Source organism: Specibacter cremeus (genome assembly GCF_003946885.1).
Classification (GTDB): Bacteria; Actinomycetota; Actinomycetes; order Actinomycetales; family Micrococcaceae; genus Specibacter; species Specibacter cremeus.
Genome location: NZ_RWKQ01000015.1, coordinates 48,041 through 74,353 on the forward strand (window position 1 = coordinate 48,041; position 26,313 = coordinate 74,353).

21 protein-coding genes and 1 riboswitch are annotated in these 26,313 nt (G+C 66.9%); of the genes, 14 read left to right on the forward strand and 7 right to left on the reverse strand.

Annotation, left to right across the window (positions count from 1 at the left end; all coding sequences use genetic code 11):
- Positions 1-35 precede the first annotated feature (35 nt).
- Entirely contained in the window at positions 36-500 is a 465-nt protein-coding gene (locus tag EJC77_RS07685; protein ID WP_125611280.1) for a hypothetical protein, read from the forward strand.
- Here the strand turns inward: EJC77_RS07685 and EJC77_RS07690 are convergent.
- Genes EJC77_RS07690 through EJC77_RS07700 form a run of 3 tightly spaced genes read right to left on the reverse strand, consistent with a single transcriptional unit; the run spans position 472 to position 4,158 of the window.
- On the reverse strand, positions 472-1,596 hold the full coding sequence (locus EJC77_RS07690) for a serine hydrolase domain-containing protein (RefSeq protein WP_125611282.1): 1,125 nt from the start codon (positions 1,594-1,596) through the stop codon (positions 472-474). The genes EJC77_RS07685 and EJC77_RS07690 overlap by 29 nt on opposite strands.
- Positions 1,593-2,543, reverse strand: coding sequence for an N-acetylmuramic acid 6-phosphate etherase (gene murQ, locus EJC77_RS07695; RefSeq protein ID WP_125611284.1), 951 nt, complete (start codon positions 2,541-2,543; stop codon positions 1,593-1,595). The genes EJC77_RS07690 and murQ overlap by 4 nt, the downstream gene beginning before the upstream one ends.
- Positions 2,544-2,568: 25 nt before the next feature.
- The gene (locus EJC77_RS07700; RefSeq protein ID WP_125611286.1) at positions 2,569-4,158 is read right to left on the reverse strand and encodes a glycoside hydrolase family 3 N-terminal domain-containing protein; all 1,590 of its coding nucleotides are present in this window, start codon (positions 4,156-4,158) and stop codon (positions 2,569-2,571) included.
- A gap of 17 nt (positions 4,159-4,175) precedes the next feature.
- On the opposite strand from EJC77_RS07700, the gene purH reads away from it, so the two are divergent.
- The 8 genes from purH (at position 4,176) to EJC77_RS07740 (ending at position 14,981) form a co-directional block, all read left to right on the forward strand.
- Positions 4,176-5,900, forward strand: a complete 1,725-nt coding sequence (gene purH, locus EJC77_RS07705) for a bifunctional phosphoribosylaminoimidazolecarboxamide formyltransferase/IMP cyclohydrolase (RefSeq protein ID WP_125611288.1) — start codon at positions 4,176-4,178, stop codon at positions 5,898-5,900.
- A gap of 186 nt (positions 5,901-6,086) precedes the next feature.
- Complete coding sequence (locus tag EJC77_RS07710) at positions 6,087-7,019, forward strand: hypothetical protein (RefSeq protein ID WP_240629923.1); 933 nt, start codon at positions 6,087-6,089, stop codon at positions 7,017-7,019.
- A 192-nt stretch (positions 7,020-7,211) separates the two neighbouring features.
- Entirely contained in the window at positions 7,212-9,434 is a 2,223-nt protein-coding gene (locus EJC77_RS07715) for an NADP-dependent isocitrate dehydrogenase (protein WP_125611290.1), read from the forward strand.
- 334 nt (positions 9,435-9,768) lie between these two features.
- Positions 9,769-11,001: a branched-chain amino acid ABC transporter substrate-binding protein gene (locus EJC77_RS07720; protein ID WP_125611292.1), complete on the forward strand. Its 1,233-nt coding sequence runs from the start codon at positions 9,769-9,771 to the stop codon at positions 10,999-11,001.
- Positions 11,002-11,130: 129 nt separating this feature from the next.
- Positions 11,131-12,141, forward strand: coding sequence for a branched-chain amino acid ABC transporter permease (locus EJC77_RS07725; protein ID WP_125611294.1), 1,011 nt, complete (start codon positions 11,131-11,133; stop codon positions 12,139-12,141).
- On the forward strand, positions 12,138-13,346 hold the full coding sequence (locus tag EJC77_RS07730) for a branched-chain amino acid ABC transporter permease (RefSeq protein WP_125611296.1): 1,209 nt from the start codon (positions 12,138-12,140) through the stop codon (positions 13,344-13,346). The genes EJC77_RS07725 and EJC77_RS07730 overlap by 4 nt, the downstream gene beginning before the upstream one ends.
- Positions 13,343-14,281 carry an ABC transporter ATP-binding protein gene (locus tag EJC77_RS07735; protein WP_240629925.1) on the forward strand — a complete coding sequence of 313 codons (939 nt, stop codon included), beginning with the start codon at positions 13,343-13,345 and terminating at the stop codon, positions 14,279-14,281. Before EJC77_RS07730 ends, EJC77_RS07735 begins: the two co-directional genes overlap by 4 nt.
- Complete coding sequence (locus EJC77_RS07740) at positions 14,268-14,981, forward strand: ABC transporter ATP-binding protein (protein ID WP_125611298.1); 714 nt, start codon at positions 14,268-14,270, stop codon at positions 14,979-14,981. Before EJC77_RS07735 ends, EJC77_RS07740 begins: the two co-directional genes overlap by 14 nt.
- Before the next feature lie 78 nt (positions 14,982-15,059).
- Here EJC77_RS07740 and EJC77_RS07745 read toward each other — a convergent pair whose 3' ends face one another.
- Positions 15,060-16,148: a Gfo/Idh/MocA family protein gene (locus tag EJC77_RS07745; RefSeq protein WP_125611300.1), complete on the reverse strand. Its 1,089-nt coding sequence runs from the start codon at positions 16,146-16,148 to the stop codon at positions 15,060-15,062.
- Between the two features lie 252 nt (positions 16,149-16,400).
- Complete coding sequence (locus EJC77_RS07750) at positions 16,401-16,919, reverse strand: gamma carbonic anhydrase family protein (RefSeq protein WP_125611302.1); 519 nt, start codon at positions 16,917-16,919, stop codon at positions 16,401-16,403.
- 157 nt (positions 16,920-17,076) lie between these two features.
- Between EJC77_RS07750 and EJC77_RS07755 the strand changes: the two genes are divergently transcribed.
- Positions 17,077-17,874, forward strand: a complete 798-nt coding sequence (locus EJC77_RS07755) for a nitrilase-related carbon-nitrogen hydrolase (protein ID WP_125611304.1) — start codon at positions 17,077-17,079, stop codon at positions 17,872-17,874.
- 4 nt (positions 17,875-17,878) lie between these two features.
- Here EJC77_RS07755 and EJC77_RS07760 read toward each other — a convergent pair whose 3' ends face one another.
- Entirely contained in the window at positions 17,879-19,417 is a 1,539-nt protein-coding gene (locus EJC77_RS07760) for a PucR family transcriptional regulator (RefSeq protein ID WP_125611307.1), read from the reverse strand.
- A gap of 263 nt (positions 19,418-19,680) precedes the next feature.
- Between EJC77_RS07760 and EJC77_RS07765 the strand changes: the two genes are divergently transcribed.
- From EJC77_RS07765 to EJC77_RS07775, 3 genes are all read left to right on the forward strand, one after another.
- Positions 19,681-20,466, forward strand: coding sequence for a Hachiman antiphage defense system protein HamA (locus tag EJC77_RS07765; RefSeq protein ID WP_164520347.1), 786 nt, complete (start codon positions 19,681-19,683; stop codon positions 20,464-20,466).
- Positions 20,467-20,797: 331 nt separating this feature from the next.
- Positions 20,798-22,372: a DEAD/DEAH box helicase gene (locus EJC77_RS07770; protein WP_476712880.1), complete on the forward strand. Its 1,575-nt coding sequence runs from the start codon at positions 20,798-20,800 to the stop codon at positions 22,370-22,372.
- Between the two features lie 139 nt (positions 22,373-22,511).
- A complete protein-coding gene (locus EJC77_RS07775) occupies positions 22,512-23,576 on the forward strand; it encodes a hypothetical protein (RefSeq protein WP_125611311.1) in 1,065 nt (354 codons plus the stop codon).
- A 381-nt stretch (positions 23,577-23,957) separates the two neighbouring features.
- On the opposite strand, the gene purU is transcribed toward EJC77_RS07775, so the two are convergent.
- Positions 23,958-24,809 carry a formyltetrahydrofolate deformylase gene (purU, locus tag EJC77_RS07780; protein ID WP_125611346.1) on the reverse strand — a complete coding sequence of 284 codons (852 nt, stop codon included), beginning with the start codon at positions 24,807-24,809 and terminating at the stop codon, positions 23,958-23,960.
- A gap of 52 nt (positions 24,810-24,861) precedes the next feature.
- Positions 24,862-24,954, forward strand: a riboswitch (ZMP/ZTP riboswitch).
- A gap of 72 nt (positions 24,955-25,026) precedes the next feature.
- Between purU and glyA the strand changes: the two genes are divergently transcribed.
- Positions 25,027-26,313, forward strand: a complete 1,287-nt coding sequence (glyA, locus tag EJC77_RS07785; protein WP_125611313.1) for a serine hydroxymethyltransferase — start codon at positions 25,027-25,029, stop codon at positions 26,311-26,313.

Genomic DNA, 26,313 nt, shown 5'->3' on the forward strand with positions numbered 1-26,313 from the left:
GTGCGCTTGCGTCAAAGGGTCGTACAATTCGACTCATGGACGTGGCGGAAGCATCGGATCAGGTCCCGTGGGCGACGGTGATCGGCGCGCTGGGTCCGCTGACGATACTGCTGGCGGCCCTGATCGCGGCCGTCGTGGCGTGGGTGGCCTACCGTGAACAACGTGCCGCCGACCGCCGCTCCGCATGGTGGGACCGGGCCCAGTGGGCCCTGTCGGCATCGCTGTCCACGGACGTGGCCAGCCGGGAAGTGGGCCTGGGCGTCCTGGACGTCCTGGCGCACAGCCGGCTGGCCGGTCCCGAGGAGGCCGAGATCCTGGCGGTCGCCGCCATCCGTGAACTGGATGCGACCCGCCCGGTCGCCGGCGTGGCACCCGCCGCCGTGCCGCCCGACGAGCAGCGGGTGCGTATTCGCGCCGCCCGGCTGCAGGTCACCACCGACCACCTGCGTGGCGAGGCCACCGAAGCCTGGATCAAGGATCTGGCGCGCAGCGACCTGTAGTTGCCCCGGCCCGGACGACGTCGGACACGGCCCTGCGCAGTTCGGTCGCGTCATTGCCGTCCCGGCGCGGGTGGATCCTGTTCGTGAGCAGGGCGATCGTGATCCCGGCGTGCCGGTCCACGAGCAGCGACGTGCCGGTGAAGCCGCCGTGCCCGCGCGCCAACGTTCCCTGCACGCCCATCCACGGCTGCTGGTTGATGCGCAGGCCCAGGCCGTGCCCGAAACCCGGGGCGGCGGGATCGAAATGACCGCCCAACACCTCCGGCAACTGGCTGCGCCACATGTCCGCGGCCAGCGCTGGCGAGAGTACGCCGCCGAGCCCGGCGCGCAGCGCCTCGCCGAATCGCCGCAGGCCCGGCGCCGTGGCGAACAGGCCGGCGTTGCCGCTGACCCCGCCCAGCGACCACGCGGCCTCGTCATGCACGATGCCCCGCACCACGCCGCGACCCAGCTCCGGTTGGAATTCCGTCGGCGCGCACAGGTGTGCTGGCGGGTTGCCCCTGACGGCATCCTCAAGGCCCAGAGGCTCCAGCACCAGATCCGTGACCAGCCGCGCCCACGGTTCGCCGGTGACGCGTTCGGTCAGCGCCATGACCGTGTTGAACCCGGCGCACGAATACGCGAACCGGGTGCCCGGCGCCGCCTCCAGCGCCGTGGCGAGCAGGTCGGTGACCAGCGCATCCCGGTCGAACGGCAGCCCCTCGGACAGGGCCCGGTGCCAGCCCCGCCACTCGGAGGGCAGCCCGGACGTGTGCGTGAGCAGGTGCCGCAGCGTCACGGCAGCCTTCGCCCCCTGCGCATACTCCGGCAACCAGCGGGCCACGGGCTCGTCCAGCGTCAGCCGGCCAGCATCCACGAGCGCCAGCGCCGTGACCGTGCTGAACAGCTTCGTGACGGACGCCAGGTCGTAGAACGTGCCGGGCGTGCCGTCACCGGCGTGGAGCACGGGCAACGCGTCGCCGTTGACGGCGATGGCACAGGTTGCCGACGGCGCCACCCCGTCCCCGACGGCGGCATCCAGCACCGCCTGGACGGCCCGCACCAGCGGATCCCGGGTCCCGGGCCGGTACCCCGCACCCGGGCGGGCCGGGCTCATTGGCGGGTGCCGCCGTCGTCCGCCGGCACCGACGCGAGCGCGGCGGGCAGGAAGCCGTGTTGTTCCGTGAGCAGCGCCGCGGCACGATCGGCCGGAAGCCCCGTCAGGATGGACAGGATGGCCGTCTTGACGTGACCGCCGGCCGCCGCCAGCGCCGTGGCCGCCGTGCCGGCGTCGCACCCGGTGGCGCGCATGAGCGTGCGCTCGCTGCGCGCCCGCAGCTTCGCGTTGGTCGCGCGCAGGTCCACCATGAAACTCTTGTAGGTCTTGCCGAGCCGGACCATCGTGATGGTACTGATCATGTTCAGCACCAGTTTTTGCGCCGTGCCGGACTTCAGCCGCGTGGACCCCGTCAGCACCTCCGGGCCCACCACGATCTCCAGCGCCGCGTCGGCCGCGGCGCCGATCCGGGAGCCGGTGTTGCACGCGAAGCCGACCGTGAACGCGCCGGCCGCCCGCGCCGCCCCGATGGCCCCCAGCACGTACGGGGTGCGCCCGGAGGCGGCGATGCCGATCACCGAATCGTCCGGCGCCAGGGCGAGGGCGGCCATGTCGGCGGCACCCGCCGCCGTGTTGTCCTCGGCGTTCTCGACGGCCTGGGTTATCGCCGACGCGCCGCCCGCCATGACGCCCACGACCAGCGACGGGTCGGTGCCGAACGTGGGCGGGCACTCGCTGGCGTCCAGCACGCCCAGCCGGCCGGGCGTGCCGGCGCCCACGTAGATGAGCCGGCCGCCGCGGCCCATCCGGGCGGCGACCTCGTCGATGATCCCGGCGATCACGGGCAGCGCGGCCTCGATGGCGCGCGGCACCCGGGCGTCCTCGGCGTTCATGGCCGCCACCAGTTCCACGGTCGCCAGGGCGGCCAGGTCCGGATAGGCCGGGTTCGCCGCCTCGGTGACGAGCACGTCCAATTCGCCCCGGATCGGGGCGGTCGGGTCTGTCATGGTGTTCCCAACATGCTCCGGCGGCTCAGCAGCCGACCGCCAGCAGCCGGGCCACGGCCTCGGCCGTGACGCGGCTGAAACCGTGGCAGTGCACCGTGGTCAGCGGACTGCCGGCGCCGTTGGCCGGTTCGACGCCGGCGTTGATGCATAGCGCCGTCGGCACCAGTTCCGCGACGGCAGACAGCACGGCCTGCTGGCCGGGGTCGGCCAGCGAATCGACCAGGACGAGCACCTGGTCGCCGTGTTCGACGCGCTCGGCCAGCTCGTCCGCGAACTCCGCCAATGCGTCGCCGGCCAGACCGGCGGCCGCAAACGTCTGGACGCCCCGGTATACCTCCAGCGCCGTGGCCAGGAAGTTCGCCGTGGGTCCGGCGGCCATGTTGTGTCCCGTGCGGGCGTCCGCCACGATGGTGAAATTGTCCTTCAACCCCAGCCAGGCGAACCCGAGGGCCCTGTCGATGGAACAGCCGCGGGCGGCCACATCGACCCAGTCGATCCGCGCGTCCGCTGCCGCCTGGCCCGCCGGTTCGGTGGGAGCCTGGCCCGACCAGGCGGCGAACGCGGCGATCCGGGCCCCGGCCCGGCGCAGCACGTCGAGCGGCAGCCGGCCGGAGTCGACGGCGGCGACCAGGGCGTCGCGCACCTCCCGATAGCAGTCCTCGTCATCGCGGCCGGTCGTGTACGCATTGAGGGGATTGCCGACGCACAGCAGGTCGGCGCCGGCCAACAAGGCGAGCACGGCGCCCTCGCCGGCGCCCACACTCTCCCGGACGGCCGCCATGTCCAGCGCGTCGGTGACCAGCAGCCCGTCGAACCCCATGCCGCGCAGCAGCCCCATGGCCCGCGGATTCAGCGTCGCCGGTGCCTCCCCCAGTTCCGGGACGATGATGTGCGCGGTCATCACGGCGGTCACGCCGGCGTTCACGGCCGCCCGGAACGGCGGCAGGTGCTCGGCCGTGAGCTGGTCCAGGGACAGCTCGACGCGTGCGGCGGACAGGTGCGAGTCCGCGACCGTGTCGCCGTGCCCGGGGAAGTGCTTGGCGCACGCACCCACCCGCATCGACTGGATGCCCTCGATGGCGGCGGCCGCGTGCGTGCCGACCAGCGGCGCCTCGGCCCCGAACGCGCGCACGCCGATCACCGGATTGCGCGGGTTCGTGTTCACATCCGCCACCGGGGCGATGGCCAGGTTGATCCCCGCCGCCCGGCACAGGCGACCTATCGCGCGTCCCGCGGCAGCCGTCGTCGTCCGATCATCCAGGGCGCCCAGCACCGCCGCGCCCGGGATGCCCGAGCCCTCACGCGCCTGCAACCTGGTGACGTTGCCGCCCTCCTCGTCGACGCCGATCACGGCGGCCGGGTTCGCGGCGCGGATCTGCGCGGACAACGCCGCCACCTGGCCCGGCGCGTCCGGGTCGATGTTGTGCGCGAAGTACACGGCGCCGGCCAATCCGTCCGCCAGCGCGTCGCACAGCCAGGCCGGGGCGCTTGTGCCGACGAAACCCGGCCAGATGACGGCGTTCGCGAGCCGGCGCACCTGCGCGGCGTCGGCCGGGACCTCGTCGGTCCCGGGCGTGGAATCGTTGCGGGCGTGGCGCACGTCACGGTCACTCATGGGGACAGCCTACCCACATGGGGTGGCCTAAACTTGACGTGTCGCCATCATCGACCAACCCCGGGAGAAATTCTGTGACCAGCCCACTTGACCGTGTTCCCATCCGCCGGGCCCTGATCTCGGTTTACGACAAGACGGGGCTGGAGGAGCTGGCCACGGGGCTGCACGCCGCGGGCGTCAAGATCGTCTCCACCGGGTCCACCGCGGCGAAGATCGCCGCCGCCGGGGTCCCCGTCACCGAGGTCTCCGAACTGACCGGCTTCCCCGAATGCCTGGACGGGCGTGTCAAGACGCTGCACCCGATGGTGCACGCCGGCATCCTGGCCGACCGCCGCCTGCCCGACCACGTCCGGCAGCTCGCCGACCTGCACGTCGAGCCGTTCGACCTGGTGGTGGTCAACCTGTACCCGTTCGTGGAGACCGTGAAGTCCGGCGCCGGCCAGGATGCCGTCGTCGAGCAGATCGACATCGGCGGACCGTCCATGGTCCGCGCCGCCGCCAAGAACCACCCGTCCGTGGCCGTCGTCGTCGACCCGGCCCGCTACGGCGACGTCGTCACCGCCGCCGCCGGGGGCGGCTTCACCCTGGTGGCCCGCCAGCGCCTGGCCGCCACGGCCTTTGCCCACACGGCCGCCTACGACACCGCCGTCGCCGGCTGGACCGCCGCGCAGTTCACGGATGAGGACGGTGACGGCGCCATCCACTGGCCCGCCTACGCCGGCTTCGCGCTGGAACGCTCCGAGGTGCTGCGCTATGGCGAGAATCCGCACCAGCAGGCCGCGCTGTACGTTGACCAGGCCGCCCCGGCCGGCATCGCCCAGGCCGACCAGCTGCACGGCAAGCCCATGAGCTACAACAACTTCGTCGATGCCGACGCCGCCCTGCGCGCCGCGTTCGACTTCGCGGAGCCCGCCGTCGCCGTGATCAAGCACGCCAACCCCTGCGGCATCGCCGTGGCCAGCCCGGGCGCGGCCGACCCGATCGCCGACGCCCACGCGAAGGCGCACGCCACAGACCCGGTGTCCGCCTATGGGGGAGTGATCGCCGCCAACCGCACCGTCACGGCCGGCATGGCCCGCACCGTCAAGGGCATCTTCACCGAGGTCGTCGTCGCCCCCGACTTCGAACCGGAGGCCGTGGAGATCCTCTCCGCGAAGAAGAACATCCGCCTGCTCGCGCTGCCCGAGGGCTACGACCGCTACCCGGCCGAGGCGCGTCAGGTCTCCGGCGGCATGCTCGTCCAGATGGGCGACCGCATTGACGCCGACGGCGACAACCCCGCGAACTGGACGCTCGCCGCCGGCACCGCCGCGGACGAGGCCACGCTGGCCGACCTGGCGTTCGCGTGGCGTTCCGTGCGGGCGGCGAAGTCCAACGCGATCCTGCTCGCCGCCAACGGTGCCGCCGTCGGCATCGGCATGGGCCAGGTCAACCGGGTGGATTCCTGCCGCCTGGCCGTGGAGCGCGCCAACACCCTGGGCGTGGCGGTTTCGTCGGATGTCGACGCCGCCGGTGGTGCGGCCGGTGGCGACGTGACCGGCGCCCCGGAGCGGGCCCGCGGGTCCGTGGCCGCTTCCGACGCGTTCTTCCCGTTCGCCGACGGCCTGCAGATCCTCATCGACGCCGGCGTCCGCGCCGTCGTGCAGCCCGGCGGCTCGGTCCGCGATGACGAGGTGGTGGCCGCGGCCAACGCCGCCGGCGTCACCATGTACTTCACCGGGTCGCGGCACTTCTTCCACTAGTTCCACTAGCGCGTTTTCCCTGCGACGTCGGAGCTTCGAGCGCGCTTCCCCAGATATTGCACGTTTCCCGGCCCGAAACCTGCATTATCTGGGGAATCGCGCTTTGGGGCCGGGCCTTCCGGGACGCCCTCGCGTAGCCTGTGGATAACTTCTGCGGGAAATCCGGAAGGCGGGGACCATGGGTCCATGGTCAAGCGTCCAGCCCTGCCCGGACCCCTTGCGAGGGCGTCGTTCACCACGGTCGAATCCGCACGGTTGGGTGTGGAACCCAACCGGTTGCGGGCCGGCGACCTGTGGACGCCCAGCCGGATGGTTCGGATCCCCAAAGGTGCGGACCAGTCGCTGCTCGATCGGGTGCGCCCCTACACCGAACTGACGCCCGGGGCGTGCGCCAGCCACACGACGGCGGCCCTGTTGCACGGCATCCCCCTGCCGCGCCAGCATGAAACCGAGCCGTTCATCCACCTGAGTCGGCCGGCGGCGGCCAAGGCGCCGCGCCGGCGCGGCGTGATCGGCCATGAATGCCGGCTCAAACCACCGGAGGTGGTCCTGGTGGGCGGAGTTCCCGTCACCTCGCTGGCCCGGACGTGGCTGGACCTGGCCTCAATCCTGCGGCTCGACGACCTTGTCGCGGCGGCGGACCACCTCGTCTCCGAGCATCATCGCCACTTTGGCCGGCCGCGCATCGCCCGGGTGTCGGCGGCGGATTTGAGGGCGTATGTCCTGGCCCAGTCACGTGTCCGGGGATTGCCGCTGGCCAGGGAAGCCGTGCGGCTCATGCGCGTGGGGGTGGACTCCGTCCGGGAAACCCATCTCCGCCTCATCCTTGTCCGGGCCGGATTGCCCGAGTTCACGCCCAATTTCCCCATCGAGGGCGAACCCGGGGAAGCCCCGGTCTGGACGGACCTGGGGTGCCAGGCGTTCAAGGTCTGCGGGGAATACGAAGGCTGGCGCCACCTCACGCCGGAGAAACAGTCATCGGACCGTCTCCGTGACCGGTTGACGGCCGAACGCGGATGGCGGCAGGTGAAAATCTATGCGGATGACATGCGCAATGGCGACGCATGGGTGGCCGCGCATTTTGAACAGGCACTCTGGTCGCGCGGCTGGCGCCCCTGAGCGCCGCCCAGTGCCGAGTTTCCCCAGATAATGCACGTAGTGCGTATCCGGNTGCACGTTTCCCGGCCCGAAACCTGAATTATCTGGGGAATCGCGTGTGAGCCCCCAATCCCGCCTCGGGTAAGCTGGGACTGCTGAAATCCGGAAAGATCCACAGCCATCCATCGACTTTTCGTAGGAGACGCCTCACCCATGGCAAAGATTATCTATACCCACACCGACGAAGCGCCGATGCTGGCGACGTACTCGCTCTTGCCGATCGTCGAGGCGTTCGCCTCGACCGCCGGTGTGGACGTGGAAACCCGTGACATCTCACTCTCCGGGCGCATCATCGCCGTCTTCAACGACTACCTCACCGAAGAGCAGCGGGTCCCCGACACCCTTGCCGAACTGGGCGCACTGGCCAAGAAGCCGGAAGCCAACATCATCAAGCTCCCGAACATCAGCGCCTCGATCCCGCAGCTGAAGGCCGCCATCGCCGAATTGCAGGCCAAGGGCTACGACTTGCCGAACTACCCGGACGATCCGTCCACGGACGAGGAAAAGGACATCCGCGCCCGCTACGACAAGATCAAGGGCAGCGCCGTCAACCCGGTCCTGCGCGAAGGCAACTCGGACCGCCGGGCGCCGCTGAGCGTGAAGAACTACGCCCGCAAGAACCCGCACACCATGGGCGCCTGGAGCCCCGAGTCCAAGACCAACGTCGCCACCATGGGCGCTGACGACTTCCGCCACAATGAGAAGTCCGTCGTCCTGGCCGCCGACGACTTGGTCAGCATTCGGTTCGTCGCCGAGGACGGCACCGTCACCGTCCTGAAGGACGCGTTCCCGGTGCTTGCCGGCGAGGTCGTGGACGGCACGGTCATGCGCGCCGCCGCCCTCGACGAATTCCTCAAGGCCCAGGTGGCCCGGGCCAAGGAGGAGGGCATCCTGTTCTCGGCCCACCTGAAGGCCACCATGATGAAGGTCTCCGACCCGGTAATCTTCGGCCACGTGGTCAGGGCATACTTCCCCGACCTGTTCGCCCGGTATGGCGACCAGCTGGCCGCCGCCGGCCTGAGCCCGGCCAACGGCCTGGCCTCCATCCTCAACGGCCTGGACTCGCTGCCCAAGGATGTTCAGGAAGGCGTCGAGGCCGCCATCAAGAAGGGCTACGACGAGGGCCCGGCCCTGGCCATGGTCGACTCCGCCAAGGGCATCACGAACCTGCACGTCCCCTCCGACGTCATCGTCGACGCGTCCATGCCGGCCATGATCCGCACCTCCGGGCACATGTGGGGCCGGGACGGCAAGGAACACGACACCCTCGCGGTCCTGCCGGACAGCAGCTATGCCGGCGTCTACCAGGCGGTCATCGAGGACTGCCGCGCGAACGGCGCCTTCGACCCGACCACCATGGGCACGGTCCCGAACGTGGGCCTCATGGCCCAGGCCGCCGAGGAATACGGCAGCCACAACAAGACGTTCATCCTCGACGCGGCCGGCACCGTGCAGATCGTCAACACCGCCGGCGACGTGCTGATCGAGCACCCCGTGTCCGCCGGCGACATCTGGCGCGCCTGCCAGACCAAGGACGTCCCGATCCGCGACTGGGTCAAGCTGGCCGTCACCCGCGCCCGCGCCTCCGCCACCCCGGCCGTGTTCTGGCTCGACCCGACCCGGGCGCACGACGCCAACCTGATCGCCAAGGTCACCGAATACCTCAAGGACTTCGACACCGAGGGCCTGGACATCCGGATCCTATCCCCGATCGAGGCCACCAGGTTCTCGATCGAGCGCATCCGCCGCGGCGAGGACACCATCTCCGTCACCGGCAACGTGCTGCGCGACTACCTGACCGACCTGTTCCCGATCCTGGAACTGGGCACGAGCGCCAAGATGCTCTCCGTGGTCCCGCTGATCGCCGGCGGCGGCCTGTTCGAGACGGGGGCCGGCGGCTCCGCCCCGAAGCACGTCGCCCAGCTCGTGGCCGAGAACCACCTGCGCTGGGATTCGCTCGGCGAGTTCCTGGCCCTCGCCGTCAGCTTCGAGCACCTGGCCACCACCACGGGCAACAAGCGCGCCCAGATCCTGGCCGACACGCTGGACCGCGCCACCGGCACGTTCCTGCTCGAGAACAAGTCACCGAAGCGCCGGGTCGGCGAGATCGACAACCGCGGCAGCCACTACTTCCTGGCCCGGTACTGGGCCCAGGAGCTGGCCGAGCAGAACGACGACGGCGAACTGGCTGCCGCTTTCAGTGCGGTCGCGCAGGCGCTCACCGACCAGGAGGACGCCATCGTCGCCGAACTGCTCGACGTGCAGGGTTCCCCGGTCGACCTGGGCGGTTACTACCGTCCCGACGAGGCCAAGGTCGCCGCCGTCATGCGTCCGTCCGCGACGCTGAACAAGGTCATCGCCACCCTCGGTGGTTGAGCCTGCCGAAACCGTCGGTGGTTGAGCCTGTCGAAACCCAGGTGGTTGAGCCTGTCGAAACCCAGGATCTCGACAGGCTCGATCACCGGTGGTTGAGCCTGTCGAAACCAAGGATCTCGACAAGCTCGATCACCGGATCTCGACAAGCTCGATCACCGTTTTCGCGTCCCCTACCCACGTCGTCGTACTCTCCGGTAACCGTTACCCGAACTTAACCGAGTTGAATGTGCCATGCGGCACATTTGTGGCGGTAGTCTCAAGAAACGTGATCCGCATGGTCGCGGCAGGCACCCACGCCTGCCGTCAGTGCGGCGGATTTTGGAAGGCGAAATCTATGTACCGTAAGAAGGCGATCACTACCCTCGCGGCGGCGGCGACGGTCGGCATGTTGCTGGCCTCGTGCGCGAACCAGGCCGCTCCGCAGGCCACCGGCGGCGGCGCCACCACCGGCGCCGGATCGAACATTCCCGTCTTGACCTCGATCGAAACGCCGAAGGACGCGGTGCTCCCCGCGGGCGACGGCAAGGCAACCTGCCCCTCGACGACGACCATCGCTTATGTGGGCGCCGAGACCGGGGCCAACGCCCAGCTTGGCATCAACATCTACAACGGCATCCAGCTGGCCATCAACCAGCACAACAAGAGCAACGCGAACTGCCAGGTCCAGTTCAAGAAGTTCGATACAGAAGGCGACCCGAACAAGGCCACCGGCCCGGTCACCCAGGTGACGAAGGAGTCGAACATCATCGGCGTCGTCGGCCTGCCGTTCTCCGGCGAGTCGAAGGCCACCGGCAATATCTTCCAGCAGGTCGGGCTGGTGCACATCACCCCGGCCGCCACGAACCCGACGCTGACCGACAACGGCTGGTCCACGTTCTTCCGCGGCCTGGGCAATGACGCCGTGCAGGGGCCGGCGGCCGCGAAGTTCATGGTGGACAAGCTCGGCGCCAAGAAGGTGTACGTGGTCCAGGACGACTCCGACTACGGCATCGGCCTGGGCACCACGACGTCGCAGGCGCTCGGGTCCAACATGGTCGGGCTGGACAAGGTGACGACCGGGCAGAAGGACTTCTCGGCCACGATCTCCAAGATCATGAACGCCAAGGCCGACGCGGTGTTCTACTCCGGGTACTACGCCGAGGGGGCACCGTTCGACCAGCAGCTGGTCGGCAAGGGCTACACCGGCCCGTTCGTCGGCCCCGACGGCTTGAAGGATGACCAGTTCATCAAGCAGGCCGGCGATGCGTCCGCCAACGCGTTCTTCACCTGCCCGTGCATCCCGGGTGAGCTGATCCCGTCGTTCGCCACGGCCTACACGGCCCTGACGAACGCCCAGCCCGGAACGTATTCCATCGAGGGCTATGACGCCACGACGGTGCTGCTGGCCGGCATCGACAAGGGCAACCAGGACCGGGCGAAGCTGCTCAACTGGGTCAAGACCTACGACGCCGACGGGCTGAGCAAGCACTACAAGTGGAACGACAAGGGCGAGCTGCAGGCGCCCGCGGTCTACGGCTACAAGGTGCAAAACGGCAAGATCGTCCCGATCGGCCAGATCGGGCAGTGACGTGAGCGCGAAGGCTGTGGGACGGACGACCTCCGGCCCACAGCCTTTGCGTGCTCCGCTATCCCGTTCGCTCTACCCGCAACGCCCGGCCCACCCACAACCAGCGGCGTTGCCGATCAGGAAGTCCGCATGATTCCCACGCTTCTCACCTTGCTCCCCGCCGACGACAGCAGCTGGATCACCTTCGACGTTCCGTCGCTGATGCAGAACTTCTGGAGCGCCACGTTCGACGGCCTGACGTTCGGCTCCATTTACGCCCTCGTGGCGCTCGGCTACACCCTCGTCTACGGCGTGCTGAACCTCATCAACTTCGCCCACTCCGAAGTGTTCATCATGGGCTGTTACGGGGTGTTCTTCACCCTCAATTTCCTCGGCTTCGGCCCCTCCGCACCCAACCTGAGCCTCGGCTCGATCATCGTCAATTTGTTGCTGGCACTCATCGTGGCCATGGTCGCGTCGGCGCTGACGGCGTTCCTGCTCGAGCGGTTGGCGTACCGGCCGCTGCGCAGGCGCAACGCCCCGCGCCTGGTCTTCCTCATCACGGCCATCGGCGCGTCGTTCACCATCCAATACACGATCTTCCTGGTCCGCGGCCCGAACCCGGAGGCGGCGCTGACCATGTTCAGGCCCAGGCCCATCTTCGACGTGTTCGGCACGATCGTCGACTCGCAGCAGCTGCTGATCGTCATCGCGGCCGTGATCATGATGATTTTCGTGGACCGGTTCATCAGCACGTCCCGGACCGGCCGTGGTATTCGCGCCGTCGCCCAGGACCCGGACACGGCCACGCTCATGGGGGTGAACAAGGAACGCATCATCGTCACGACGTTCGTGATTGGCGGGATCCTGGCCGGCGCCGCGGCCCTGTTCTACGTCATGAAGATCCCGTCCGGCGTCCAGTACAACGGCGGGTTCATCCTCGGCATCAAGGCGTTCGCGGCCGCCGTGCTCGGCGGCATCGGCAACGTCCGCGGCGCACTGGTCGGCGGCCTGCTGCTGGGCCTGATCGGCAACTATGGACAGATCCTGTTGGGCAACTCCCAATGGACCGACGTCGTCGCCTTCGTGGTGCTGGTGCTCGTGCTGCTGCTGCGGCCCGAGGGCATCCTGGGCACCTCGCTGGGAAGGAGCAGGGCATGAGCATGACAGACGGACCCACAGCGCTGCCCGGGGCCGGGGCCGACCAGGCCGCGGCGGACCGGGAATCGAAAGGCACGCCGCCGGGCTCCAGCGCCGCCGCACCGCGTCGGGGCTGGTTCGCCGGGTGGAGCGAGAGGTGGCAGGCCATGCCGCGGCAGCAACAATGGGCGTTGCTGCTCGTCGTCGTCGTGCTCGCGTATCTGCTGCCGGTCATCGACCCGCCGCTGATCTCCACCGAACCGGGCAACGACTTCCCGCTGGCCTGCCAGACCATGGCAATCTACGCGCTCGTGGCGGTCGGCCTGAACGTGGTGATCGGCTACGCCGGCCTGCTGGACCTGGGCTACATCGCGTTCTTCGCGGTCGGTTCCTACACGGCGGCCATGCTGACCAGCCCGGACTCGACGTTCCTGAAGATCCCGTACCTGTGGACCATCCCGGTGGCCATGGCCGTGACCATGTTCTTCGGGGTGATGCTCGGTGTGCCGACGCTGCGCCTGCGCGGCGACTACCTGGCCATCGTGACACTGGGCTTCGGCGAGATCGTGCGCATCCTGGCCACCATCATCCCGGCCATGAAGGGCCAGGTCGGCTTCCAGAACGTCGGCCACCCGCCGGGCGTCCAGTCCAACGGCGTGCCGGTGTTCGCCAATTCCAACGGCGTGCCCTGGTATTGGCTGACGCTGACCATCCTGATCATCGTGCTGCTGTTGGCCGGCAACCTGGAGCGCAGCCGCGTGGGCCGGTCGTGGATCGCCATCCGCGAGGACGAGGACGCGGCCGAGACCATGGGGGTGCCCACGTTCAAGTACAAGGTGTGGGCGTTCGCGATCGGCGCCTCCATCGGCGGCCTCTCCGGTGCGCTGTACTCGGGCCAGGTCGGCTTCGTGAACAACCAGAAGTTCGACGTCGTCACCTCCATCCTGTTCGTGGCCGCCGTCGTGCTGGGCGGCGCCGGCAACAAGGTGGGCGCCATCCTGGGCGGCGCGATCGTGGCGTACATTCCGCTGCGCTTCACGGCCATCGCCGACTACAAGTACCTGATCTTCGGCCTGACGTTGTGCCTGATCATGATCTTCCGCTCGCATGGGCTGCTCGCCGCGCGGCAGCGGTTGCTCGCCTATGGCAGGCACGCGTACGCCGCGGTGCGATCATCCCACGACGCCAAGGCGAAGACGGCACTCGGCGGGGAGGCACCGTCATGAGTGAGCCGATGGAATCGACCGGCCGGCGCGCGCAGGCCGGGACGGACGACGGCGGCACGCCGGCGGGTGCGTCCGTCGAGGCCGCGGCGGCGGAGGCGGGCGTGGATGTCGCGGTCGCCGAGGCGGCCGCGCCCGAACGCGAGATCGAGGTCAAGGTCGGCGACGACCTGGTCGAGGTGAAGGACCTGACGATGCGCTTTGGCGGCCTCGTGGCCCTGGATGATGTCAGCTTCACGATCAGGCGCGGGGAGATCCTGGGCCTGATCGGCCCGAACGGCGCCGGCAAGACGACGTGCTTCAACGCGATGACCGGTGTGTACAGGCCGACCCAGGGCCAGGTGTTGTTGGAAGGCCGGCTGCTGAACGGCATGAAGCAGCACAAGATCACCCGGGCAGGGCTGGCGCGCACGTTCCAGAACATCCGGCTGTTCGGTGAGATGACCGCTCTGGAGAACGTGGTGGTGGGGCTGGATGCGCGGCATTCAACGAGCGTGATCGGTGCGCTGCTGCGCCTGCCCCGGCATACGCGGGAGGAGAAGTCGGCGATCGAGCGTGGCATGGCGCTGCTGGAGTTCGTCGGCATCGCCGACCACGCCGCCACCTTGTCCCGGCACCTGTCCTACGGCAGCCAACGCCGGCTGGAGATCGCCCGGGCACTGGCGACCGACCCGAAGCTGCTGTGCCTGGACGAGCCGGCGGCGGGCTTCAACCCGGCGGAAAAGCAAGAGCTCATGGCGCTCATCCGGACCATCCGCGAAGACGGGTACACGGTGCTGCTGATCGAGCATGACATGAAGCTCGTCATGGGTGTCACGGACCGGATCGTGGTGCTCGAATTCGGCAAGAAGATCGCCGAAGGCACGCCCGCCGTCATCCGTGACGACCCGCGCGTTATTTCCGCCTACCTCGGGGAGCCCGAAGATGACTTTGCTTGAGTTGGAGAACATCTCCGTCCACTATGGGCGGATCCAGGCGATCCGCGGCATGTCGTTCACCGTGGAGGAAGGCGAGATCGTGTCGTTGATCGGGGCCAATGGCGCCGGCAAGACGACCACCATGAAGACCATCTCCGGCCTGTTGAACCCGTCGCGCGGGACGATCAAGTTCAACGGCCAGGACATCACGAAGATGAAGGCGCATATCCGCGTGGTGCAGGGCATCTCGCAGGCGCCGGAGGGTCGCGGGATTTTCCCGGCCATGACGGTTGCCGAGAACCTGGACATGGGTACGTTCGGCCGGAAGGACAGGTCGGGCGTGGCTGCGGACCTGGAGCGGGTGTATTCGTTGTTTCCGCGGTTGAAGGAGCGGGAGAAGCAGTACGGCGGCACGATGAGTGGCGGGGAGCAGCAGATGCTGGCGATCGGGCGGGCGCTGATGTCCGGGCCGAAGCTGCTGCTCCTCGACGAGCCGTCCATGGGCCTGGCCCCGCAGTTCATCCGGCAGATCTTCAAGATCGTCACGGAGATCAACCAACAGGGGACCACGGTGCTGCTCGTCGAGCAGAACGCCAACCAGGCGCTGGCCCGGGCGGACCGGGCGTTCGTGCTGGAGACCGGGGAGATCACGCACACCGGCACCGGCAAGGAGCTGCTGGCCAACCCGGCCATCAAGGAGGCGTACCTGGGCGTGACGTGACACGGTGATTGAGCCTGTCGAAATCGGGTCTCGACAGGCTCGACCACCGGGTCTCGACAGGCTCGACCACCGGTGGGGTCAGCGGGGGTCGTTGGGGTACGTGACGCCCAACTGGCGGCGGACGTCGTCGAACAGTTCCATGACGGCCAGCGAATCGTCCAGCGGCATGGTGGGGCTCTCCGTCAGCCCGGCCTGGATGCAGCGGGTGACCTCGCGCAGTTCGTACGTGTACCCGCGGCCCGGCACCTCGAACACCTCCGTGCGCGGGGCGTCCCAGCCGATCGTGATCCGCAGCTCCAGCGGGTTGTTCACGGAGCCGACCGTCTCGATCATGCCCTTCGTCCCGCACACCACGGCCTGCCGCGGACCGAACGAGCCCAGATAGCTCATGAGCTGGGCCTGCGCACCCGAGTCGTACCCCAGGGTCAGCGCGTTTTGACGGTCGACGCCGAAGGCCGTCAGCGCGCCCGTCGCCGACACGGTGGCCGGCTTGCCGAGGGTGGCCCACGGCCACAGCAGCGGATACACGGTGAGGTCCAGCAGGGCGCCGCCGCCGGCGGCGGGCGCCCAGATGCGGGCGGTCTCATCGACGGGGGCGGGGAAGCCCAGGTCGGCGCGCACCCATTCGACGTCGCCGATCTCACCGGAGTCGACGATCTGCAGGGCGCGCTGGAACCCCGGCACGAACCGCGACCAGACGGCCTCCATGAGGAACAACCCGCTGGCCCGGGCCAGCGCGATCAGCTCGGCGGCCTCGGCGGCGTTGATCGTCAACGACTTCTCGCACAACACGTGCTTGCCCGCCTCCAGCGCGGCCTTCGCCACGGCGTGGTGCTGGGCGTGCGGGGTGGCGACATAGACGACGTCCACGTCGGGGTCGTTGACCAGCTGCCGGTAACCCTCCGCGCCGGAGCCGTCCGGACCGCCGTCGTAATAGTGCGTGGCAAAGCCGAAGTCCGCGGCGAACGCCGCCGCCGTGGACTGCCTGCGCGAGCTCACGGCGTGCAGGGCCGCGTCCTCCAACAGGGCGAGGTCGGCCGTGACCGTGCGGGCGATGCCGCCGGTGGCCACCACGCCCCAGCGCAGCGGGGCCCCCGTGGCGGCGCGGGTCTCGGGGTTCGTGGCGGTGTACCAGTCGGGCCGGGCGACAAAACGGGATTCGGTCATGGCGCCATTCTGCCATTCCCGTGCGCCCGGCAGGCTCCGGTGGTCGAGCTTGTCGAGACCCTCGGTGGTCGAGCCTGTCGAGACCTGATTTCGACAAGCTCAATCACCGGGTCGGTGGTCGAGCCTGTCGAGACCTGATTTCGCTCCCCAGCCGCTCCCCACCCTCGCACGCTCGGGCGGGGCTCCTCGCGGCCGTGGGCCCAAGCTCAATCACCGACAGGGCTCAATCACCGACAGGGCCCAATCATCGGTTCAGGCGTGGATTGCCTTGTGCTTTTGGGCCAGCTCCACGTAGCGCTCGGCGTTCTGGCGCACGCCCGCGCGCTCCTCGGCGGACAGCTCGCGGCGCAGCTTGGCCGGGACGCCGGCAATCAGCGACCCGGGCGGGAACTCGGCGCCCTCCAGCACCACCGCGCCGCCGGCCACAAGAGAGCCGGCACCGATCACGGCCCCGTTCATGATCGTGGCACCCATGCCGACCAGGCTGTCGTCACCGATCGTGCACCCGTGCACGACGGCGCCGTGGCCCACGCTCACGCCCGCGCCGATGGTCGTCGGGAAGCCGGGATCGGCGTGCAACACCACATTGTCCTGCAGGTTGCTTCCGGCGCCGACGCTGATGGCGTTCGTGTCGGCGCGCACCACCACACCGTAGAACGCGCTGGCGCCGGCACCCAGGCTGGCCTGTCCGATGATGGTGGCCGACGGGGCGAGGAACGCACTCTCATCGATGTCGGGCGTGTGGTCGTCAAAGCGGATCAGCTGCGTCATACAGTGATGTTACCCATCGGGCGCCAAGGGCAAGGGGCGGAATGTCCCGCGCGCCGCCCCAGGCCGGGCGTTTGGCCCCGGCCGGCCGCGATCCGGCCGCGTTAGGGTGGGATTGTCAACCGCCCGCCAGGACAACTTTCGACACGAGGCCGGATCCATGTTGCTCGCACTGCTGCAGGCCAACGCCCTGCCCCTGGACGTCCGGGCGAACCTGGCCACACTCGACGCGGCCGCACACGAGGCCGCCAGCGCCGGCGCTGCCATCCTGCTGACACCGGAACTCTTCCCGGTGGGCTACGAGCCCCGCCGCGTGCGGGCCGACCTTGACGCCGCCGCCCTGCCAGGCATCCGCGCGGAGCTGGCCGCCATCGCCCGGCGCCACGGCATCGGCCTGGTGTACAGCCTGCCCGCCGTCACCGACGCCGGTGACTGGCACATCACGGCCACCCTCGTCGACGGCACCGGCGCCACGCTGCTGGCCTACGCCAAGGTGCATCTCTTCGGTCCCGACGAGCGCGCCGCATTCGCCGGCGCAACCCAGCCCCCCGCCGTCGTCCATTTCGGCGGCCTGCGGACGGCGCTGCTCATCTGCTACGACGTCGAATTCCCGGAGGCGGTTCGCGCGGCGGCGGTGCGCGGCGCCGAACTCGTCCTGGTGCCCACCGCGCTGGCCCACGGTTTTGACGAGGTTCCGCAGCTGCTCATCCGGGCCCGCGCGCTGGAAAACCACGTTGCCATCGGCTACGCCAACCATTGCGGGACGGAGGGTGGCGTCACGTTCGGGGGCGGCAGCATCGTCGCCGGATCCGACGGCGCACAGCTCGCCGTCGCGGGGGACACCGCCACGGTCATCTACGCGCGGATCGACGCGGACCGCATCCGGGCCGATCGCGGCGAGGTCCCGTACCTGGCGGAGCGCCGCCCCGACCTGTACCGGCAATGGGGCCTGGGTTGACCGGCTAGGCCGGGCGCGGCGTGTACTGCAACGCAATCCACAGGTCGGCCCGGGTTTGCGCGTCGTTGAGGTCGCGGGCCAGCAAGTCACCCACGACGCCGATCTGCCGCCGCACGCTGTTCCGGTGCAGATTCAGCGCCTTGGCGCTCGCATCCCAGCTGCCGTTGTGGGTCAGCCACGCCCGCAGGACCTCGACCAGGGCGTCGCGCCGTTCAGCCTGCAGTTCCAGCAGCGGGCCAAGGAGCTGCCCGGCGAGCATTGTGCCGGCGTCGCGGCCCAGCAGCCCGGTGACGGACCACGTGAGCGAATCGACGCGCAGCGTTTCAGCCGCACCCTGCGCCCTGGCCCGCAGGGAACTCACCCGCCGGTAGGCGTCCTGGAGGTTGTTGAGTTCCACCGCGTCCCCGATGACCAGCCGCCAACCCAGCCGCTCCGCCTCGGCCACCGTGGCGTCATCCACCTTCAGCCGGGTGATGGCGGCGAAGCCGTAGTCGGTGATCTCCACCAGTTTCGTGTCGAAGACGCGTCGCCACTGCAGTAGCTCGCGCACCGGGCCGGCGTTGCCGCGCCAGTGGGGGTCGTCCACGTTGATGCCCTGCACCACGCGCAGCGGCGCCGACCTGGTGGACGACAGGCTCTGGGCCAGCAGGTCCTTGGCGGCCGTGATCTGGCGGCTGCCGCCGGTGGACAGGGTGTCGGGGTGCAGCAGCAGGGCCGTTGCCAACTGGCTCGGGGCCAGGGAGCCGCTGGTCCGCTGCCGGGACAGCAGCTCCAGCAGGCCCACCGCGACGGAGACCACATTGTTCTGGGCGGGGGCCAGGCGATCCGAGGTGCCGATGACAAGCGCGCCCAGGTACACGTCCCGGGTGCTGCGCAACGGATGCGCGACCACCTGTTCCGAACCGGGGACGGGGAAGCCGTCCAGCTCGACGCGGGGGCCGGAGCCGGCAAACAGGCGCTCCAGCAGCGGCCCCAACGTGGCCGGATCCGCCGGGTTCGTCCCGGCCCGGGCCCGCACCTTGCCATCCGCGCCGACCAGGACGGCCCAGCACGGCACCCGCTGGACCAAGGTGCCCAGCACCTCATGGTCCGGGCGCGGGGACAGGACGGCACGCATCAACAGGCGGTTCGTCTCCGCCAGCCGGCGGAAGGTCCTGGCACTGTCGGATTCGAGCAATTGCGCGAACTGCAGCCCAATGGCGGCGAACGGCACCGACGGCGGCACCTCGACCAGCGTCACACCGTGGCGCCGGCACGCCGCCGTCAAGGCCGGAGGCACCGCATCGTGGTACGGGGTCAAGCCGAACCCAAGCGCGCACACGCTGGCCCGCGCCAGCCGCTGGACGTAGGCGTCGATCGCGTCCGCCGTGCCGCCGTCGCCCAGGAACGGCAGCCCGGCGGTCAGCACGAACTCGCCGTCCATCAGATAGGGGGTGGGATCGGCCAGCTCGCTTGGCTCCACCCACCGCAGCCGGGCTTGGTCATCCGCGTCATGCAGGACCCTCAAGTGCAGGGATTCAATCCATAGGACGTTGTCAAGCATGGAACAAAAGGGAGCACTTTGGCCGCTACAGCACGGCATTTTTCGTGGCCGATAACAGCGGATAGATTGAAGGCATGCGAATTTCTCAATTTCGATCCCAGCAGCTGGGTAGTCGTCGTGTAATGTGCGCGCAGCCCGGTGTGTTCATCGAAGCCCTTGCCTGACGCGGCTGTGTATCCGAATTGAGTCAATCGACCTCAGCCGGGCGGAGCAACGCCCTTGCATCGATGATCTCGGGGAGACCCGCGTACCTTGGGGGCCTCGTGAAGCAGGTGCCGGGGCTGGCTAGCGCGGATGGCGACGCGATAGAGGTATGGGCTATAGCCGTGCCTGAGGACGCCGCTGTGCTCAGCAGCTGGGCCGCACAGTTCAGACAGACTTACTGCCTCGACGAGGAGATCGATGAGCTGCGGGATGGCACCGGTCTCTCACGGCGTGACTACCTCTTACAATTCGTATTTCCGGCGGAGAACGGCGGCACCGGACCTGCTACGCGTTCGGGCGACTTTGCAGAGTTGCTTATCTCGGACTATGTCGAGCACATCCTGGGCTTCTGGGTTCCGCGTTGGAAGTACGCGGATAAGACGAATCCCAACGAATCAATAAAGGGGGTAGACGTCGTAGGCTTTCTCCTGAATGATCCGACTCAGCCTCAGCCCAGCGATCAGCTAATCGCCTTCGAGGTCAAAGCTCGTTTGACGCCAACTGGGAATGGAAACCGGTTGCAGGACGCTATCAAAGATTCGGGGCTCGACTACACCAGGCTCGGCTATACGCTCAACAAGGCCAAGCGGCTTCTTCGAACCCGTGGCAATCCTAGAGGCATGAAAGGCGTTGCCCGGTTTCAGAACAAGGCTGATCGTCCATTCGAACTTCTTTTCGGAGCCGCCGCAGTTCTCAACGACGCTATTTACAACACGGACATGATCCAGGCCTCGACGGCTGCAGGCCATCCCTATCAAAGTGACCTTCAATTGCTGGTGATCCACGGAGACGATCTAATGAGATTGACCCACGCCCTGTACCGGAGGGCGGCCGATGAAGCCTGAAGCCAACAGCATGCGCCTTTTTGGCGTAACACGCGCCAGAGGGAAGATGCTCGAACTCGGGTTGTCCCAGGAACAGCAAAAGCTACGACTCCGCGCCAAAGACGAACCCGAGTCGCTGCTTCTATTAGCCATAGCAACTCTCGGCGACACTGCTGCGCAGTTGAATGATGACGAAGCCGTCTCGCAAGGAGATCATGAGGACCTAGATTTCGCGGCAAGCTACTTCGACGCCCTCCTAGGCTCTCGTTTCGCTGATGAATCGGCGGGTGACATTGCCCTGCTCGCATCTGCTGCTTACTACTTGGCGGGCCGACCCGGAAGTAGTCGGGTCATGGCTGAAAGTCTCGCCTCATATACAGCGGAGTCGCCAATCGAGAGTCTCCTAAGATGGATCCTGCACGGTAGGTATGACCCGTTGACAAGTGTGGACGGCGTTCACCTACAACTTGCTGCGGACATTGCCACGTTCACTGCGGGGCACTTTCTTGACGGCGTTGATGCCTCCCCAGCCTTGGCCGCCGCAAGGCGTCTTCGCGTAGCGGCTTATGCGAGTCCATCGGCACGCGACCTTCTACTCTCTGATCTTGTGCTTGCGGTACTCCATCTCAAGCTTCAGGCATCATCGTGGGTCACACTGCCCACGTTCAGTGGGCTCACTCTTGAGCAATGGCGAGACTCAATTCGGACCCCACACTTCCCGAAGGAACTCTGGCCCGCCCAGGTGGCAATCGGGCACGGTGGTCTGTTTTCCGGTCGCTCCGGGATAGTCCAGATGCCGACAAGTGCTGGAAAGACACGCTCTCTGGAAATGATCTTGCGCGCTGGGTTCTTGTCCGAACGCGTGGCACTTGCGGTCATTGTCGCACCATTCAGAGCATTGAGTCATGAAATCGCTACGTCTCTGCAGCTTGCATTTTCTGGGGAGAACGTACACATCAATGAGCTATCCGATGCACTGCAGCGCGACTTCGCTTTAGAGTTTGCAGAGTTGTTCGGCGCTACCGCGCGCGAAGAGTCCCGGAGAAGGATTCTCGTGCTTACCCCAGAAAAGCTTCAGTTCGTGCTGCGCCAGGAAAACGACCTAATCCGGCACATTGACCTTCTGGTCTATGACGAGGCTCATCAGTTCGATTCTGGTCCCCGAGGTGTGACCTACGAGTTGCTTGTCACCGAGCTAAAAGCCGGACTGCTCGAGAGCGCACAAGTTGTCGCGATATCCGCAGTGATCAGAAATGCCGACGACTTGCGTGCGTGGATGCTCGGAGATGACGGAGTAGTCGTCGACGGAAGCGGTCTCTCACCAACTGCTCGGGCAGTCGTCTTTGCGACTTGGATGGAACGGCGAGGACAGCTCCAATTCTTCGAGACATCCAACTACGATGGACAACCCGACTACTTCGTGCCTCGCTCTATCGAGAGGCAGACGCTGGCGCGTCGTCCACGCGAGACTGCTGAACGAGTATTTCCGGATCAGGGCAACAAGACGATAGCCACCGACGTCTCCTTGTATCTCGGGCTCCGCTTGGCGCCACAAGGTGCAGTGGCCATATTCGCGGGAACCAAGGCGACGGCAAACAAGATCGTTGCCCGTGCGGTCGACGTCTTTGAACGAGGGCTTTCGCTTACCCGTCCGGCCGAACAGTCCGATCCGAAAGAACTAGCAGGTCTCTCCGAACTGGTCCGCATGCACTTCGGAGTCGACAGCATCCAATCGCGAGCGGCACGCCTCGGGGTTTTCGTTCATCACGGGAACACCCCAAACGGACTCAGGCTCACTGTCGAGCATGCCATGCAGAAAGAGCTCATCCGTTTCGTAGTCTGCACCTCAACTCTTGCTCAGGGAGTGAATCTCCCGATCCGNATATCTCATCGTCACAGGCACGCAGCAAGGTCGCGAGAGAATTAGTGTCCGTGACTTCCAGAACCTACTCGGACGCGCTGGCCGAGCCGGGATGCACACTGAGGGACTCGTCATTTTCGCTGATCCCCGAACATATGACCATCGAAAAACTCGCGACGGGCAGTGGAGGTTCGAGCAATCCACCATGCTTCTCGACCCGAATAATTCAGAAGACACGACAAGCTCGATCCTCAGTGTCCTCCGTCCATTTGATTCAAGCATCACTGATGCCGATATGTCGCCTGTTGAGATCGCCGAGTTGCTTTTTGCCGAAGAGGAAACCAGACAGGGCTGGGTGGTTGATAATATCCCTCTCGTCAATGAGCTTAAGCGCAGACGCGAATTGCTGGCGGCTGTGGAGAGTTACCTGATGGCAAACCGTGAGGCGTCCATACTGGACAACTTTAGAACCGAGGCTGCCTCTTTGTGCGAACAGACATTTGCCTTCGCAACTGCGTCGGAGCCTGAACGGTTTGGCCTGCGACTGTTGTTCACTCGACTCGCCGAGTCGATTAGCGCTTTGGTTGATGAACCAGAACAACAGGCTGCATTTGGCCAGACGCTGCTCAGCGCTGAGAAGGCGAAGCTCGTCTTCGATTGGGTAACGGAACATCGAATTTCGTTGCTTGAGGCTACAACTAATGCATCGTTGCTTGCGGTCCTTTGGCCACTATTGGAAATGACTTTCGAGGACAGGGTGGCATCGTCCATGGAACCTGCTAGTGCCGCGTTTGCACTCGCGAGTGCTTGGATTGAAGGATCGAACTATCAGCAATTGTTCGATTTTGCCTCGGAAGAGGAAATCACCAAGCCATACGGCGGAGGAAGACGGAAGCTCGCAGAAGACGACTTGTTTAAGTTGCTGAACTCAACGTTCGCATTCGATTCTGCCCTTATCGTGGCAGCGGTCGGCCAATTCCTCGGACTCGATGATGCCGGGCAGCACACCCCGATCGGCGTATTCTTGAAGACACTGAAGTATGGTGTTCCCGACGAGCTTGCGATATCCGCATATGAAGCTGGATTTGCTGATCGGGCTGTGGCGCAGTTGCTTCGAGACCAGATGAGGTCCGCCGGATTTGGAGGAGAAGACTTCCGTGAGGCTCTATCGGCCCATGCCGATGTGGCGGCCGAGACTATTCTGCCACTCCCGAGCTATTTCACAGATGTGCTCGTCGGACTTCGTGTGATTCGAACAGGAGGAATTTAACGCATAGCCGAGTGGCCTGCAGGGGTTGCCCTGTTCCAACACAACAGCGTAAAGTGGTAACTTCGAGCTTGTGTCGTATGCCATCCCACGTTGACTTGGTTGGGGCGTTCAAGAAATTCAATGTCGTAGAAATCGAACTGTGAAGTCAGTCGATTGTTGGGAGCGAAGTGAACGCCTGCCTGGCCGCAGTCTAAGGGAATTATATGAAGTTCGTGTTTGTTGCAGGAGGGAAGAGAATTCGCCGCTAACTATGGTGAACTTGGAATCCGATTCGCATGAAGACAACAGTTCAACAAACGGCGGTCAACATAGCTGTACCGAAGTCCATTCTCGCGACAAAGAAGACGTCGGCTACAGCCTCCAGGCCAACGTCACAACCGCCTAGTTGAAGATGACGGTGCTGGAGCCGTCCAGCAGCACCCGGTGCTCGGCATGCCACTGCACGGCCTGGGCCAGGGTGCGCGCCTCCACGTCACGACCCATGGCCACGAGTCGTTCCACCGAGTGGGCGTGGTCCACCCGGATCACCTCCTGCTCGATGATGGGCCCCTCGTCCAGGTCGGCGGTGACGTAGTGCGCCGTGGCACCGATGATCTTCACGCCCCGGGCATGCGCCTGGTGGTAGGGCCGCGCGCCCTTGAACGACGGCAGGAACGAGTGGTGGATGTTGATGGCCTTGCCGGCCAGGTGGTTGCACAGGTCGTCGGAGAGCACCTGCATGTAGCGGGCCAGCACCACCAGTTCCACGCCGTTCTCCGCCATGAGCTCCTTCAACGCGCCCTCGGCCCGGGCCTTCGTGTCCGGGGTGACGGGGATGTGGTGGAACGGGACGCCGTAGAACGCGGCCAGGTCGACGAGGTCCCTGTGGTTGGAGACGATGGCCGGGATCTCGATGGGCAAGGTGCCGGAGCGCTGCAGGAACAGCAGGTGGTTCAGGCAGTGCGCGGCGGTTGAGGCCAGGATGAGCGTGCGCACGGGCGCCCCGACGCGGTGCAGCTGCCAGTCCAGCCCGAACCGGCCGCCGACCGGGGCGAGCTGGTCGTGCAAACGCGAGAACGACGTCGTCGTTTCCACCGCGACACGCATGAAGAACGTGCCGGTGTCCCGGCTGCCGAACTGCTGCGAATCGGTGATGTTGCAGCCGGCCTCCAGCAACGCCCCGGAGACGGCGTGCACGATGCCGGGCTGGTCCGCGCAGGAGAGCGTCAGGACGAAACCGTGAGTCGCGTTCATGTCAGTCACCCGCCCAACGTTACCCGTAGATTTTCCCGCCATGCACTACAGTTGGAGGCGTTGCGACTGGCGATAGGGTGGGCCACCACCGGGGAGCAGCACGAGACACAGGAGACCGCGCGGATCGTACGCCTGGGCCGCGGGGACGAAAACACTCACCACCCGATAACCTTTCTTGTGGAGAATTCCCCAAGTCGCCTTTTCTTTGGAGTCTGCAGTGTCCGTTAACCTCACCCAGTCCGTGACCAACGTCCCGCTCGCCGAGCTCGACCCCGAAATCGCCGCCGTCCTGAGGGACGAGCTGGGCCGCCAGCGGGGCACCCTGGAAATGATCGCCTCCGAGAACTTCGCCCCGCGCGCCGTGCTCGAGGCGCAGGGCTCCGTCCTGACGAACAAGTACGCCGAGGGCTACCCGGGCCGCCGCTACTACGGTGGTTGCGAGTTCGTCGACGTGGCCGAGAACCTGGCCATCGAGCGGGTCAAGGCGCTGTTCGGCGCCGAATTCGCCAACGTGCAGCCGCACTCCGGCGCGCAGGCCAACGCGGCCGCGCTGTCCGCCATGATCAAGCCGGGCGAGAAGATCCTCGGCCTGTCACTGGCCCACGGCGGCCACCTGACGCACGGCATGAAACTGAACTTCTCCGGCAAGCTGTACCAGGTCGCCGCGTACGAGGTCGAGCGGGACACCTTCCGCATCGACATGGACAAGCTGCGTGCGCAGGCCATCGCCGAGAGGCCCCAGGTCATCATCGCCGGCTGGTCCGCCTACCCGCGCCACCTCGACTTCGCCGCGTTCCGTTCCATCGCCGACGAGGTCGGCGCGCTGCTGTGGACGGACATGGCCCACTTCGCGGGCCTGGTCGCGGCCGGCCTGCACCCGAGCCCGGTGCCCTACTCCGACGTCGTCACCTCCACCGTGCACAAGACGCTGGCCGGACCGCGCTCCGGCGTGATCCTGGCCAAGGCGGAGTGGGCCAAGAAGATCAACTCCAACGTGTTCCCCGGCCAGCAGGGCGGCCCGCTCATGCACGTGATCGCCGCCAAGGCCGTCGCGTTCAAGGTTGCCGCCGGCGCGGAGTTCAAGGAGCGCCAGGAGCGCGTCCTCGAGGGCGCCAGGATCCTGGCCGGGCGGCTGAACGCCGCCGACGTCGCGGCGGCCGGCGTGTCCGTGCTGACCGGCGGCACCGATGTGCACCTGGTGCTGGTCGACCTGCGCAACTCCGCCATGGACGGCCAGCAGGCCGAGGACCTCCTGCACTCGGTCGGCATCACCGTCAACCGCAACGCCGTGCCGTTCGACCCGCGCCCGCCCATGGTCACCTCCGGCCTGCGCATCGGCACCCCGGCGCTGGCCACACGCGGCTTCGGCGCAAGCGAGTTCACCGAGGTGGCCGAGATCATCGCCACCGCGCTCAAGGGCGGCGCCGACGTGGACGCGCTGCGCGCCCGCGTCGACAAGCTGGCCGCCGACTTCCCGCTGTACCCGGGCCAGGAGCAGTGGTAA